This is a genomic window from Curtobacterium sp. VKM Ac-2865 (assembly GCF_015350905.1).
Taxonomy (GTDB): domain Bacteria; phylum Actinomycetota; class Actinomycetes; order Actinomycetales; family Microbacteriaceae; genus Curtobacterium.
In genome coordinates this window covers 49,084-63,069 of sequence record NZ_JADKRZ010000001.1, presented here as the reverse complement: position 1 = coordinate 63,069, position 13,986 = coordinate 49,084, and the positions used below count along the sequence as shown (strand labels likewise).

The 13,986-nt window shown below is 72.2% G+C and carries 12 protein-coding genes; 3 read left to right on the top strand and 9 right to left on the bottom strand.

All coding sequences use genetic code 11. The features are described 5' to 3' along the window. Positions 1 to 20 precede the first annotated feature (20 nt). A complete protein-coding gene (gene ftsY / locus ITJ54_RS00280; RefSeq protein WP_194625382.1) occupies positions 21 to 890 on the bottom strand; it encodes a signal recognition particle-docking protein FtsY in 870 nt (289 codons plus the stop codon). Between the two features lie 211 nt (positions 891 to 1,101). Between ftsY and ITJ54_RS00275 the strand changes: the two genes are divergently transcribed. Further along, positions 1,102 to 2,130 (top strand): TerC family protein, encoded by a 1,029-nt coding sequence (locus ITJ54_RS00275; RefSeq protein ID WP_194625381.1) that lies wholly within the window; start codon positions 1,102 to 1,104, stop codon positions 2,128 to 2,130. Positions 2,131 to 2,203: 73 nt separating this feature from the next. Here the strand turns inward: ITJ54_RS00275 and ITJ54_RS00270 are convergent, their stop codons facing one another. The 7 genes from ITJ54_RS00270 to ITJ54_RS00240 all read right to left on the bottom strand — a co-directional run bounded on the left by ITJ54_RS00270 (position 2,204) and on the right by ITJ54_RS00240 (position 11,478). Beyond that, the gene (locus ITJ54_RS00270) at positions 2,204 to 5,923 is read right to left on the bottom strand and encodes an AAA family ATPase (protein WP_194625380.1); all 3,720 of its coding nucleotides are present in this window, start codon (positions 5,921 to 5,923) and stop codon (positions 2,204 to 2,206) included. 31 nt (positions 5,924 to 5,954) lie between these two features. Then, positions 5,955 to 6,953 carry a bifunctional DNA-formamidopyrimidine glycosylase/DNA-(apurinic or apyrimidinic site) lyase gene (mutM, locus tag ITJ54_RS00265; protein ID WP_194625379.1) on the bottom strand — a complete coding sequence of 333 codons (999 nt, stop codon included), beginning with the start codon at positions 6,951 to 6,953 and terminating at the stop codon, positions 5,955 to 5,957. Positions 6,954 to 6,957: 4 nt separating this feature from the next. After that, positions 6,958 to 7,743, bottom strand: a complete 786-nt coding sequence (rnc, locus tag ITJ54_RS00260) for a ribonuclease III (RefSeq protein ID WP_194625378.1) — start codon at positions 7,741 to 7,743, stop codon at positions 6,958 to 6,960. 14 nt (positions 7,744 to 7,757) lie between these two features. After that, a complete protein-coding gene (gene rpmF, locus ITJ54_RS00255) occupies positions 7,758 to 7,961 on the bottom strand; it encodes a 50S ribosomal protein L32 (RefSeq protein WP_071273047.1) in 204 nt (67 codons plus the stop codon). Positions 7,962 to 8,007: 46 nt separating this feature from the next. Next, positions 8,008 to 8,595 carry a DUF177 domain-containing protein gene (locus tag ITJ54_RS00250; RefSeq protein ID WP_323741536.1) on the bottom strand — a complete coding sequence of 196 codons (588 nt, stop codon included), beginning with the start codon at positions 8,593 to 8,595 and terminating at the stop codon, positions 8,008 to 8,010. 134 nt (positions 8,596 to 8,729) lie between these two features. Further along, complete coding sequence (gene coaD / locus ITJ54_RS00245; RefSeq protein WP_194625377.1) at positions 8,730 to 9,221, bottom strand: pantetheine-phosphate adenylyltransferase; 492 nt, start codon at positions 9,219 to 9,221, stop codon at positions 8,730 to 8,732. Between the two features lie 55 nt (positions 9,222 to 9,276). Further along, complete coding sequence (locus tag ITJ54_RS00240) at positions 9,277 to 11,478, bottom strand: ATP-dependent DNA helicase RecG (protein ID WP_194626156.1); 2,202 nt, start codon at positions 11,476 to 11,478, stop codon at positions 9,277 to 9,279. Positions 11,479 to 11,674: 196 nt separating this feature from the next. On the opposite strand from ITJ54_RS00240, the gene ITJ54_RS00235 reads away from it, so the two are divergent. Beyond that, positions 11,675 to 12,238: an RsmD family RNA methyltransferase gene (locus tag ITJ54_RS00235; protein WP_194625376.1), complete on the top strand. Its 564-nt coding sequence runs from the start codon at positions 11,675 to 11,677 to the stop codon at positions 12,236 to 12,238. 117 nt (positions 12,239 to 12,355) lie between these two features. On the opposite strand, the gene thiL is transcribed toward ITJ54_RS00235, so the two are convergent. Further along, on the bottom strand, positions 12,356 to 13,381 hold the full coding sequence (thiL, locus tag ITJ54_RS00230) for a thiamine-phosphate kinase (RefSeq protein ID WP_194625375.1): 1,026 nt from the start codon (positions 13,379 to 13,381) through the stop codon (positions 12,356 to 12,358). A 24-nt stretch (positions 13,382 to 13,405) separates the two neighbouring features. On the opposite strand from thiL, the gene ITJ54_RS00225 reads away from it, so the two are divergent. Next, positions 13,406 to 13,891 carry a DUF3515 family protein gene (locus ITJ54_RS00225; protein ID WP_194625374.1) on the top strand — a complete coding sequence of 162 codons (486 nt, stop codon included), beginning with the start codon at positions 13,406 to 13,408 and terminating at the stop codon, positions 13,889 to 13,891. The last annotated feature ends 95 nt before the right edge of the window (positions 13,892 to 13,986 follow it).

Here is a 13,986-nt window from a genome sequence, read left to right as displayed (position 1 = left end):
TGCCCAGACGGTACCCGGGCTCAGCCCACGAGGTTCTGCACGAACACGTGCGGGGTGAAGCCGGTGAGGTCGTTGATGCCCTCGCCCTGCCCGATGAGCTTGATCGGGATGCCGGTCTTCTCCTGCACGCTCAGCACGAAGCCCGCCTTGGCCGAGCCGTCGAGCTTGGTGATGACGAGCCCGGTGACGCCGGCGCCCTCGATGAAGGCCTGGGCCTGTGCGAGCCCGTTCTGCCCGGTGGTGGCGTCGAGGACCAGCAGCACCTCGGAGATCTCGGTCTGCTTCTCGATGACGCGCTTGATCTTGCCGAGCTCGTCCATCAGGCCGGCCTTGGTGTGCAGACGGCCCGCGGTGTCGATGACGACGATCTCGGTGCCGTCGCGCATGGCCTTCTCGACGGTCTGGTACGCGACCGAGGCCGGGTCCTGTCCGGGCTGCGACGGCCGGACGACCTCGACCCCCGCACGCTCGGCCCACGTCGCGACCTGCTCGACCGCTGCCGCGCGGAAGGTGTCAGCCGCGCCGACGACCACGGTGCGGTCGTACGCCTTGAGGAACTTGGCGAACTTGCCGATGGTGGTGGTCTTGCCGACGCCGTTCACCCCGACGACGAGCACGACGGCCGGACGGGCGCTGAGCTTCAGCGTGGTGTCGAGCTTGGACAGCCGTTCCTCGAGGACCTCGCGGAGCATGCGGTTCAGGTCGGCGGGGTCCGTCGTGGCGTACCGCTCGACCCGGGCGCGGAGGTCCTCGATGATCTCCTCGGAGATGTCGGGGCCGAAGTCGGCGCCGATGAGGGCGGTCTCCAGGTCGTCCCACGTCGTGTCGTCGATGGTCTTCCGCTGGAAGAGGCCCCGGAGACGGGAGGACAGTGACCAAGTACTCGCCATGCTCCCAGCTTAGAGCGCGGCGGATGTGGCCGGGCCCCGCTACGATGGGTGACACGAAGGGGAGTATTCCCTCTCGGTGTCCCCGTCAGTACGGGCCGGAACGATCCGGTCCCGGGGCGCCGGTCGCATGCAGCCCGCTCGGGCCCCTGCGGCGGAAGAGACCTTCAGGCCTCGGCGTACCCACTCGCCCACACACCTGAAGGATCCATCCGTGGACGTCCCCACCTCCGTCTGGCTCATCACCATCGCCGGCATCCTGGCGCTGCTGGTCTTCGACTTCTACTCGCACGTGCGCACGCCGCACGTGCCACACATCCGCGAGTCCGCGATCTGGTCGGCCGTGTACATCGCGCTGGCCATCGTGTTCGGCTTCGGCATCCTGGTCTTCGGCGGCGGGCAGGCCGGCGGCGAGTACTTCGCCGGGTGGCTCACCGAGAAGGCCCTGTCGGTCGACAACCTCTTCGTGTTCCTCATCATCATGTCCTCCTTCGCGGTGCCGAAGGAGTTCCAGCAGAAGGTCCTGCTGGTCGGTGTCGCCATCGCCCTCGCTGCCCGCGGTGTGTTCATCGCCCTCGGCGTCACGATCATCGACAACTTCTCGTGGGTGTTCTACCTGTTCGGCGCACTGCTGTTCTGGCTCGCCTGGTCGCAGGCCCGCAGCGGCAACGACCACGGCGCCGACGAGGGCGACTCCCGCCTGATCCGCATCCTCAAGCGCGTCATCCCGACCTCGGACCACTACGACGGCGACAAGCTGACCACCCGTGTCGACGGCAAGCGCCTGTTCACCCCGATGCTGCTCGTCATGGTCGCGATCGGCCTGACCGACGTGCTCTTCGCGCTCGACTCCATCCCCGCGATCTTCGGTCTGACGCAGGACGCCTACATCGTGTTCACCGCGAACGCGTTCTCGCTCCTGGGCCTCCGGCAGCTGTACTTCCTCATCGCCGGAATGCTCGAGCGGCTCATCTACCTGGGTCAGGGCCTCGCGGTCATCCTCGGCTTCATCGGCGTGAAGCTCGTCTTCCACGCCATGCACGTCAACGAGCTGCCCTTCATCAACGGCGGCGAGCACATCGAGTGGGCGCCGGAGATCCCGATCTGGTTCTCGCTCGGGTTCATCCTGCTGACGATCGCGGTCGCCACGGTGGCCTCCCTGGTGGTGTCGAAGAAGCGCCAGGAGCGCGGGCTCACCCCGACCGGGTCCCAGCGCACCGTCGAGACGACCGACGCGAAGTAACGCGTCCGCACCACAGACCGACGGGAGGCGCGGTGCCAGCTGACACCGCGCCTCCCGTCCGTTGCGTGGCCGGCTACGCGACCGCGACCGCGTCGGCCGGCTCGGGCTCGCGGCGCTGCACGCGCTGCCCCACCACGGCGGAGACGCCGTCCTGGCGCATCGACACCCCGTAGAGCGCGTCGGCGATCTCCATCGTGCGCTTCTGGTGCGTGATCACGATGAGCTGCGACGTGTCGCGGAGCCGCTCGAACACGGTGAGCAGCCGCCCGAGGTTCGCGTCGTCGAGCGCCGCCTCGACCTCGTCCATGATGTAGAACGGCGACGGCCGGGCGGTGAAGATCGCCACGAGCAGGGCCACGGCCGCCAGGGAACGCTCCCCGCCGGACAGCAGCGTCAGCCGGTCGATCTTCTTGCCGGCGGGCTTCACCTGCACCTCGATGCCCGTCGCGAGCATGTCGGTGGGGTCCGTCAGCGTGATCGACCCCGAACCGCCGGGGAACAGGATCGGGAACACGACGTCGAAGGCGTCCCTCGTGTCGTTGAACGCCGACTCGAAGATCGTCTGCATCTTCGCGTCGAGCTCCTCGATGATCGTCATCAGGTCCGTGCGGGTCTTCTGCAGGTCCTCGAGCTGGTCGGCCAGGAACGCGTGCCGCTGCTCGAGCGCCTGGAACTCCTCGAGCGCGAGCGGGTTCACCCGGCCGAGCTGGCCGAGGTCGCGTTCGGCAGCTGCCAGTCGACGCTCCTGCTCCGCACGGACGTAGGGCACCGTCTCGACGTCGGCGGGGTCGATCTCGGCCGAAGCGTCGAACTCCGGCAGCGCCGGGCCACCGGGCAGTGTGGACTCGGCGGGCAGGAGGTCGGCGGCGGCGCCGTCCGCGTCGGTGGCGTCGTCGTCGCCGGCCGCGTCGACGTCGGCCGCTGCCGCTGCCGCCCGTTCGGCGTCCCGGTGCCGTCGCGCCAGCACCCGCGGGTCGATGAGCACGTCGACGGGGACCGGCACGTGCGGCCCGTACTCGGCGACCAGGACGGACTCCACCAGGCCGAGTTCGCTGAGCGCCCGGTCGACCACGCCCGACACGTGCAGCTTCTTCTCGTAGATCTCCATCTCGAGCGAGTGCACCCCGTCGGTGATCCGCTGCAGCCGGTCGCGGAGCTCGCGCTCCTCGGTGCGGATGGTCTGCAGCTCGGTGTTCCGCTTCGCCCGCTCGGCCTCCTCGGTCGCCAGGCGCACCCGGGCCTCGGCGAGCGAGCGGTCCACGGCACCGAGGACCTCCGGCAGGTCGGCGAGCACGCGCTCGGCGGTCGCCATCTGCCCCCGTCGGATCACGGCGAGTCGTGCGGCTTCGGCTGCCGCGGCCCGCTCGGACGCGAGCTGCCGGTCGAGCTGGTCGGCCCGCGTCCGCTCGGAACGCGCCCGTTCGCGCACGGTCTCGACCTGGATGCGCTGTTCGATCTCCGCCGCACGGGCTGCCTCGAGCGCGTCGAGCAGCCCCTGCCGCTCCGATGCGTCCACCCGCGGTCGTGGCTGCGCGGCGTGCTCCTGCTGGGCGCGTTCGGCGTCCGCGAGGACCCGCTCCGCGGTCTCCACCGCGCCGTCGGTCTCCCCGAGGGCGGCTCGCAGGCGGTCGACTTCGGCCGCGGCGTTCTCCGCGCGTGCCCGGACCGACGCACTGGTGCGGTCGTAGTCGGCCACCGCGGCGGCGTGCGCACGGCTCGCCCGGTCGGCGTCGTCCAGCTGGCGGCGCGCGTCGTCGACGGCACTGCGTGCGGCCTGGAGGCTCGTGGCCGCGTCCTCGGCGTCCGTCGCGACCGCGTCGCGTCGGATGACGGCGTCGTCGCGTTCGGCCGCGAGCTCGATGCGGGACGTGGTCCGGGCACCGCCGCCGGTGACGCGGACCGCGCGGACCAGGTCGCCGGACCGCGTCACGACCGTGGCCTGCGGGACGGCGGTGAGCACGGCCTCCAGGTCGACGTCGTCGGACACCGCGACGAGCGTGTCGGCGAGGATCGCAGCGAGGGCCGGCGGACCGGTGACCAGGTCGAGGGCCGGGCGGACGCCGTCGGGGACGGGGCCGGCGGACGGCGTGCCGGACGCGTCGGCGACGACGACGTCGATGCGGCCGATGTCCTCGGCCCTGGCGTGGGTGACGGCGTCGAGCGCGGCGGTCCGGTCCTCGGCGAGGACCGCGTCGGCCAACCCGTCGAGAGCGGCCGCGATCGCGCCCTCGTAGCCGGGCGTGACGCTCAGGCGATCGGCCAGACGGCCGACGATGCCAGCACGACCGGCGTCGATGAGGGCCTGGGAGCCGTCGCGGACGTCGATCGACATCGCGAGGGCGGCGACGCGCGCCTCGAGGGCATCGCGTTCGCGTTCGAGGCCGTGCAGGCGGTCGCGGAGGGCGTCGCGGTCGGTCTGCGCCTGCTCGAGGCGGGTCCTGGCGGTCTCGAGCGCGGTCTGCAGGGCGTCCGGGTCGGCGTCGGCCGACGGGTCGGTGCCGACCTCGGCCAACGCGGCCTCGGCGGTGCGGGCGCGCTCGGCGGCCTCGGCGAGGGCGCGCTCACGGCGCTCGCGGTCGGCGACGGCGGACCCCCGCTTCGACCGTGCGACGTCGACCGCGCTCGTGAGGCGCTGGGCGGTGAGGTCGTGCTGGGTGACGAGGGCCGCCTGCGCGGCGATCCGCTCGTCGAGGGCGTCGAGAGTGGCCCTCGCGGCGCGGACGGTCTCGGCGGTCGCGACCATCCCGCCGGCCATCTCGGCGGCCTGGGCGTCGAGCCGGGTGGCCTCTGCGCGGACCCCGTCGACCTGCTCCGGCGTGATCGTCGGGCCCTGCTGCGGAGCGTCCGCCTGCTGGGCGAGGAGCATCAGCCGCTGGTTCGCCAGGCTCGACAGCCCGCGGAGTCGCTCCTGCACGCTCTCGAGCCGGTGCACGACCGTGCGGGCGCGGTCCACGTCGTCGCCGACCATGCTCTGCTCGACCTGCTGCTGGCGCGTGCGGGTCTGGTCGAGGCGTTCGGACAGGACGATGCGCTCGGACTTCCGGCCGGCCTCGACCTCCTGGTGCTCGTGGAGCTCCCGGCGCAGGCGCACGACGTCGTCCGCGAGGATGCGGGCCTTGGCGTCGCGGGCGACGGCGGCGACGGACTGGGCCTTGCGGGCGACCTCGGCCTGACGCCCCAGGGGCTTCAGCTGGCGGCGGATCTCCCCCGCCAGGTCGGACAGGCGCGTCAGGTTCGTCTGCATCGCGGTGAGCTTGCGGAGCGTCTTCTCCTTGCGGCGACGGTGCTTGAGGATCCCCGCGGCCTCTTCGATGAAGCCGCGCCGGTCCTCCGGGGTGGCGCGGAGGACCTTGTCGAGCTGGCCCTGCCCGACGATCACGTGCATCTCGCGGCCGAGGCCGGTGTCGCTGAGGAGCTCCTGGACGTCGAGGAGTCGGCAGTTCTCGCCGTTGATGGCGTACTCGCTGCCGCCGTTGCGGAACAGCGTGCGGGCGATCGTGACCTCGGTGTAGTCGATCGGCAGCAGGCCGTCGGTGTTGTCGATCGTGAGCAGCACCTGCGCGCGGCCGAGCGGGCCCCGGCTCGAGGTGCCGGCGAAGATGACGTCCTCCATCGTGCCGCCGCGGAGGGTCTTCGCCCCCTGCTCCCCCATCACCCAGGCGAGGGCGTCGACGACGTTGGACTTGCCCGAGCCGTTCGGCCCGACGATGCACGTGACGCCGGGCTCGAACGCGAACGTCGTCGGCTGCGCGAAGGACTTGAACCCCTTGATGGTCAGGCTCTTCAAGTACATGCGGTCTCCGGGCTCCCTCGTTGCCGGAAGGCTAACGCCTGGTGGCCCTCGGGCGCGGTTGGCACACGGGGCAACGGTGGCTGGACCGGTTCATGAAGGCCTCGCGCACGATCGGGGTGCCGCAGCGGGGACACGGCTTGCCCTGCTGGCCGTACACCGCGAGGCGTTGGGAGAAGTACCCGGACTGCCCGTTCACGTTGACGTACTGGGCGTCGAAGCTCGTGCCGCCGTCCTCGAGCGCACGGCCGAGCACGGCGCGGACCTCGGCGAGGAGCAAGCGCAGGTCGGCCCGGGTCAGGCGCTCGGCTGGGCGGTCGTAGTGGAGCTTCGCGCCCCACAGCGACTCGTCGGCGTAGATGTTCCCGATGCCGCTGACGACGCCCTGGTCGAGCAGGACGCGCTTGATGCCGCTCGCACGCTTCCGCGCCATCGCGATGAAGCGGTCGTCGTCGAACGCGGGGTCGAGCGGGTCGCGGGCGATGTGCGACACCTGGCTCGGGATGCTCCGGCGCCAGGCCGCGTCCGGGTGCTCGTCGTCGACGTGTCCGGCGTACCCGGCTGCTGCGCCGTCGATCGTCGGGACCATCGTGTCGATCGCCATCGAGCCGAACGTGCGCTGGTCGACGAACTCGAGCTCGACCGGGGGTTCCGGCGTGCCGTCGCGGTCGGTGCCGGCGGGCTGCACCGCGAGCAGGATGCGGCGGTGCTTCGCCGCGGGGCGGTCGCCGCGGCCGAGCAGGATCTGGCCGCTCATGCCGAGGTGGGCGACGAGGGCCTCGGGGTGCTCGGGGTGCTCGGTGGTGGTGGCTTCGCGGGTCGGTGCTGGTTCGAGCGGCATCCAGAGGAACTTGCCCCGTCGGACGGCCGCCGCGATCGTGCGGCCGGTCAGCCGGTGGGCGAAGTCCTCACCGGGGCCGTCGTGCCGGGTGAGCGCCCGCTCGTCGAGCACCTGCACGGCGAGGACCCGGGCACCGCTGACCGCGGGTTCGAGGCCGGCGCGGACGACCTCGACCTCGGGGAGTTCCGGCACCTGGTCAGGCTCCGCGCGTGCTGGATCCGCGCGTGCTGGCCGCGGTCGCCGCTGGGTCGGCCGTCTCGTCGGCGCGACCGGACAGGCGCGTCCAGGCCTCGAGCGCCGCGGACATCTCGGCGGTCTTCTTGCTCGACCCTGATCCGGTGGCGACGTCCTCGCCCTGCAGCACGACCGTCGCGTGGAAGGTCTTGTCGTGATCGGGACCCTCTTCGGTGACCCGGTAGGCGGGGTTGCCGAGCGTCAGGGACGCCGCGAGCTCCTGCAAGCTGGTCTTCGGGTCCATCGCGGCACCGAACCGGTCCGGGTCGATGAGCAGCGGGTCCACGAGCCGCAGCACGAGCGCGGTGGCGGGGTCGGGGCCGGCGGAGAGGTAGGTCGCGCCGATGATGGCCTCGACGGTGTCCGCCAGGATCGAGGACTTGTCGCGGCCGCCGGTCTGCTCCTCGCCCTTGCCGAGACGGAGCCAGGCACCGAGGCCGTTCAGCCGGGCGATCTCCGCCAGGGCCACCGTCGACACCAGGCTCGCCCGGCGCTTGGCCAGGTCGCCTTCGTCGAGGTCGGGGAAGTCGCGGAAGAGCTTGACCGTGACGGCCTGTCCGAGGATGGAGTCGCCGAGGAACTCGAGGCGCTCGTTGTGTCGGATGCCGCCGTGCTCGTACGCGTACGAGCGGTGGGTGAGGGCGAGCTCGAGCAGGTCGAGGTCGACGTCCACCGCGAGGAGTGCACGCAGACGAACGACGTCCGACCCCACCGGGTTGGACCCCGCGGAGCCGGACGTCGCTGTCATGCGTTCAGTCCGGATCAGACGTCGGCGACCTTGCGGCCCTTGTACTCCATGTACAGGGGCGTGCCGGCCGAGTCCTCGACGACCTTCGCGCGGTGCGGGAGGCTGTAGGTGACCTGACCGTTCTCGATCGTCTTCACGAGCTGGACCGGTGCGGCCTTCCACTGCGAACGACGGGCGTGCGTGTTGGAACGTGACTGCTTGCGCTTCGGAACGGCCATGGTGGTTCTCTTTCGGTTGGTCGGTGGTCAGTCGGTGGGCGTGCGGTCACTCAGCCGTGTCGGCTTCGGTCCGCGCCGCGCCATCGGTGGCATCGGGGGCGGTGGTGGTGCTGTGCGTCGTGCTGCTGTCGTCGAACCGGAGCCCGTCCAGCGCGGCCCAACGAGGATCCGTGGGCCCGGAAGCGGGACGGTCACCGAGGTCTGCCAGACGTTCGCCCGTCACCGGGTCGAGGCCTGGGCAGTCCGGTCGGCAGACCGGCTGGAACGGCAGTGACAGCACCACTGCGTCTCGAACGACCGGTTCACAATCCACGAGGTCGTCGTGAACATGGAAGTCGAAATCCTCCGAGGGATCATACGCGAACAGCTCGGCGAAATCGACCTCGACGGGTTCGGAGATGTCGATCAGGCAGCGCGAGCACTGCCCGGTGGCGTCGGCCGAGGCGTGGCCGGAGACCAGCACGCCCTCGTGGAGGCCCTCGAGCCGGAGTTCGATGTGCATGTCGTCGCCCTGGCGGACGGCGATGACGCCCGCTCCGAGGTCCTCGGGAACGGCGATGTCGAGCGTGTGCTCGCGCATCTCGCCCGGTCGGTGCGCGAGGTCACGCACGCGCAGGGCGTAGGGGCTGTTCACGGGGGAAGACACGATCGACCATCCTAGCGCGGGACCGCTCCCACGTCGAGGAGCGGCGTGCCGTGTCGGGGCGCGTCGGGCTGCTGTCGAGTCCGGCGTGCGGGGTGCGCCGGGCTGCTGGCGTCCAGCCGGGGTCAGCGCAGGCGGTCCTGCAGCGCGCGTTCCACCACGGCGGGGACGTACGGCGTCACGTCGCCGCCGAGCGTGGCGACCTGGCGGATGAGCGAGCTGGAGACGTGCGCCCGCGAGGCCTCTGGCAGCAGGAACACCGTCTCGACGTCCGCGAGGTGCCGGTTCATGATCGCCATGGGGGTCTCGTAGGCGACGTCCTCCCCGGAGCGCACGCCCTTCACCAGGACCGTGGCGCCCACCTGGCGGCAGTAGTCGACGAGCAGCCCTGCGGTCCACTCCCCGACCCGGATGTTGCCCGGCGCGCCGACCTCGGCGAGCGACTCCTCGATCAGGCGCACCCGGTCGACGGCGTCGAACATCGCCGTCGACTTGGCCGGGTTGTGGACCACGAGGACGTGGACCTCCTCGAAGAGCCCCGCCGCACGCCCGATCACGTCGAGGTGCCCGAGGGTCACGGGGTCGAACGAACCGGGGACCACCGCGATCTGCGTCATGCCCCCGACGATACCGGCGGTGCCCGCGGGGGCGCCTCGGCCGGTGCCGCTCGGGTCAGTTCTTGCCGAGGAACGCCGCGTCGGACTCGTCCAGCCGCCGAGCCAGGGCGTCGCGCAGTTCGGCCTGGTCGGCGAGGGTCGGGTCGCGCTCGAGCAGGCGCTCGGCTTCTTCCCGCGCGTCGATGATGACGTCGGCGTCTCGCACGACCCGGAGCAGGTTGAGCGACGAGCGCCCACCGGACTGTCGTTCGCCGAGCACGTCGCCCTCGCGCCGGAGCTCGAGGTCGACCCGGGCCAGCTCGAAGCCGTCGTCGGTGGCCGCCACCGCGTCGACGCGCTCACGGGAGGTCGTCTCGTCCTCGGCCGCGGTGACGAGCAGGCACACGCCAGCGTACTGGCCGCGGCCGATGCGCCCGCGGAGCTGGTGCAGCTGCGAGACACCGAAACGGTCGGCGTCGAGGATCGCCATCATCGAGGCGTTCGGGACGTCCACTCCGACCTCGATCACGGTGGTCGCCACGAGCACGTCGACGTCCCCGGCGGCGAACGCCGTCATCACGCGGTCCTTCTCGTCGCCGGACATCCGGCCGTGCAGGACCTCGATCCGCCGGCCCTGCAGCACGGACATGGTGCGCATGCGTTCCGCGGTGGCCAGCACCGTCGCGGGGGTGCGCTTCGGGGCGTCCTCGTCCGTCTCCGGGTCCGGCTCGCCGTCGTCCTCGGCGTGGGCGTCGTCGATCGCCGGGCACACCACGAAGGCCTGGCGCCCGGACGCGAGCTCCTCGGCCATGCGTGTCCAGATGCGCGACTCCCACCCGGGGTGCTCGGCGAGGCCCACGGTGAAGGTCTCGACGCCGGCACGGCCGGACGGCATGCCCGCGATCGTCGAGACGTCGAGGTCGCCGAACACGGTCATCGCGACGGTGCGCGGGATCGGCGTGGCGGTCAGCACGAGCACGTGGGGCGGAGCCTGGCCCTTCGTCCGGAGTGCCTCGCGCTGCTCGACGCCGAACCGGTGCTGCTCGTCGACGACGACGAGGCCGAGCTCGGCGAAGTCCACGCGGTCGCCGAGGAGCGCGTGCGTGCCGACGACCAGCCGCGACCCGCCCGAGGCCGCGGCCAGGAGCGATCGTCGTCGTTCGTCCGTCGACTGCGACCCGGTCAGGATCACCGGTCGCAACTCGGCGGCGAGGTCGGGTCCGAGGAACTTCACGATGGACCGGAGGTGCTGGGCGGCGAGCACCTCGGTCGGGGCGATGAGCGCGGACTGGCCGCCGGACTCGGCGACGGTGAGCATCGCGCGGATCGCCACGAGGGTCTTGCCGGAGCCGACCTCGCCCTGCACGAGACGGTGCATCGGCCAGTCGCCCGCCAGGTCGTGCGCGATCTCGTCGCCCACGGAGCGCTGGTCGTCGGTCAGGGTGAACGGGAGCGTGGCGTCGAAGCGCTCGAGGATCCCGCCCGGGGAGGCCGTGCGCGGGGTCGAGGCGGTCGCGCGGGCGGCGATGCGGCGCTGGACCAGGGCGGTCTGCAGCACGAAGGCCTCGCGGTACCGGAGGGCGTCCTGGGCGCGCTTGAAGTCGGCGACCTTCTCGGGGCGGTGCAGCAGCTCGAGGGCACGACGGAACGGCACGAGATCGAGCCGTGCGCGCACCGACGAGGGCACCGGGTCGGCGATCTCCGGCAGCGTGTCGAGCACCACCGCCATGGCCTTGGCGATCTGCCACGACGACAGCGACGCGGTGGCCGGGTAGATCGGGATGGGCTGGCGCGAGAAGCGGATCGCTTCTTCGGACTCGGGGTCCGCCGTGGCGCGGGGGTCGTCGGCGTCGAAGAGCTCGTAGTCCGGGTGTGCCAGCTGCCGGGCGCCGCGGTAGTCGCCGACTTTGCCCGCGAAGATGCCGCGGGCACCGACGACGAGGTCCTTCGTCCGCCAGCCCTGGTTGAAGAACGTCAGCGTGAGCAGGCCCTTGCCGTCGCCGATCTTGGCTTCGAGGATGGAGCCGCGGCGCTGGCGCATCGTGCGTTCGCGGACGTCGACGACCTCGGCGACGATGGTGACGGACTCCCCGATCGCGAGCGAGTCGAGCGCCGTCAGTGCCCCGCGTTCGGCGTACCGACGCGGCGCGTGCTCGAGGAAGTCGCCCACGGTGCGGTACCCGAACGCCTTCTCGACGGCCTTCGCGGTGCGGCCACCGAGCACGTTCGCCAGGCGGGTGTCGAGCGGCGCCGGTGCCCAGGCGGTGCCGGCGGGCAGGTCCGTCCCTGCGGGCGACTTCTCTGCTGGCACGTCGACTGCTCCGGCGGGGTCGCCGGATGACGCCTTCGTGCGCGCAGCGGCTCGTGAGGTGACCACACGGCAACGGTACCCGGGACGGCCGACGTGGTCCGAGCCTCCGAACCGGCCTGTGGACAACCCCTGCGAGCCAGCGGACGGCCGCTACGGTTGCTGCATGACCCGCATCATCGCCGGCGCCGCCGGCTCCACGACGCTCCGGGTGCCGAAGTCGGGCACCCGTCCGACGAGCGACCGCGTGCGCGAGGCACTGTTCTCCTCGCTGGAGTCACGCGGGCTCGTCGACGACACCGCGGTGGCCGACCTCTACGCGGGCACCGGGGCTCTGGGGCTCGAGGCCGCGTCGCGCGGGGCGGTGGAGGTCGTCCTCGTCGACCGTGCGGCGGCGGCCGCTGCTGCCTGTCGTGAGAACGCGCGGATCGTCAAGCAGCGGGTGCCGGGCGCCCGCATCGACGTGCACGCGCAGCCCGCGCTCGGGTTCCTGCGCGGGACCGTCCGGACGTTCGACCTGGTGTTCATCGACCCGCCGTACGAGGTCACCGAGCACGAGATCGCCGAGGTGCTCGAGGCCCTGGTGCCGCGGCTGACCGCCCAGGCCGTGGTCGTGGTGGAGCGCAGCAAGCGCTCCCCCGAGCCGAGCTGGCCGGCGGGGCTGGAGCCCTTCAGCAAGCGCAGCTACGGCGAGACCGTCGCGTGGGAGGCCGTGGTCGCAGCGGCGTGAGGCGGGGGCTGCGGCGCCCGACTCGGAACGACACCACCGCTGTCGTACGACCTCGACGGTGTCGCACGCTCGCCAGCGCTCACGATGCCCGACTCGGAACGACAGCACGCGCCACCCTCAGCCCGCGACGCCGTCCCAGTCCGCGTAGGGGTCCCACCCCGTCGTCGGCACAGGCTCCCCCGCGCGCACCAGGTCAGCATCGCCACGCGGGACGACGACGCCGACACGACGGAACCCACCGGGCAGCTCGACGTCCGCGGGGAAGGTCGCGAGCAGGCCGTGGTCCTCGCCCCCGTGCAGCGCGATCTCGTCCAAGACGACACCGGCACCGGCACCGGCGTCGAGCTCGAGCGTCACCCCGCTGGCCCGTGCGAGCCTCCCGGCGTCGATCGCGAGTCCGTCGGACAGGTCCAGCATCGCCGTGGCACCGGCGACCCCGGCAGCGGGGCCGTCGGCGATCGGCGGCACCGGGCGACGCTGCCGTGCGACGTCGGGGTCGGTGTCCAGCCCGGACGCCCGCACAGCAGCGGTCGAGGGTTCCCCGTGCGCGTCGACGCCGTCGCGGAACAGGCGCCCGAGTCCTCGCGCCGCGGCCCCGAGCTCGCCGGACACCGCCAGGACGTCGCCGACCCGCGCGCCCGACCGGAGCACCGGAGACCGGCCCTCGAGGTCGCCGAACGCCGTCACCGCGACCGTGAACGCCGACGAGGTCGACAGGTCCCCGCCGACGACGCCGCACCCGGGCACCAGTGCCGCGACGGCCAGTCGGAAGCCGTCCGCGATGCCCTCGAGCACCGCGACGGGGGTGTCCTGCGGCGCAGCCAGCGCGACGACGAGCCCGGACGGCACGGCGCCCATCGCCGCGACGTCGGAGAGGTTGGTGGCGGCGGCCTTCCAGCCGACGTCCTCGGGCGAGGACCACGCCCACCGGAAGTCCGGCCCGTGCACCATGAGGTCCGTCGTGACGACGAAGCGTCCGTCCGGCGCGGCCACCACGGCGCAGTCGTCCCCCGGGCCCACCAGCGGCGAGCCCGTCGGCAGCCGCGACGTCACCCGGTCGAGCACGACGAGCTCGCCCAGCTCCCCCACGGTCGGTCCGGTCCAGGGGTCCACGGGTCCGCTCGACTCGTCCGTCTCGTCCACACGAGAACGGTAGCCTGGTCGGCGATGGACACCGCGCGCCGCACCACCCGGATCACCGCCGGTCTCGCGCTGCTCGTGGCCGTTGCAGGTGTGCTCACCGGCTGTACGAACGCCGTCCCGATGACCGCTGCCCCGTCGGCGAACGCCGCGGCGTGCGCGAACGCGCAGGTCCGGCTCCCGGAGACGGTCGACACGAAGTACGCGCTCCGCAACACGACCGCGCAGTCGACTGCCGCTTGGGGTGACCCCTCGGCCGCGGTCTACCGCTGCGGCGTGGCCGTCCCGACGGTGTCCGACCTGCCGTGCTTCTCGCAGGGCTCCGTCGACTGGATCCGCGACGACCGCGGCAAGCAGGTCGTCTACACGACGTTCGGGCGCGACCCGGCCGTGCAGGTCGTCATCGACACGTCGAAGGCGACGTCGTCCGTGCTGCAGGACATCGGCAACGCGGTCGACTCGCTGCCGAAGGACGGCCACGAGTGCCTCGACCCGTCCCAGGTGCAGGGCTGACCGGTCACGACACCCCGCTCACGGGTGCCGAGCGGTCGAGACCCGTCGCCTGACGGCGCCGCAGGCGACGGCGGGTGACCACTCGGCGGACAGCG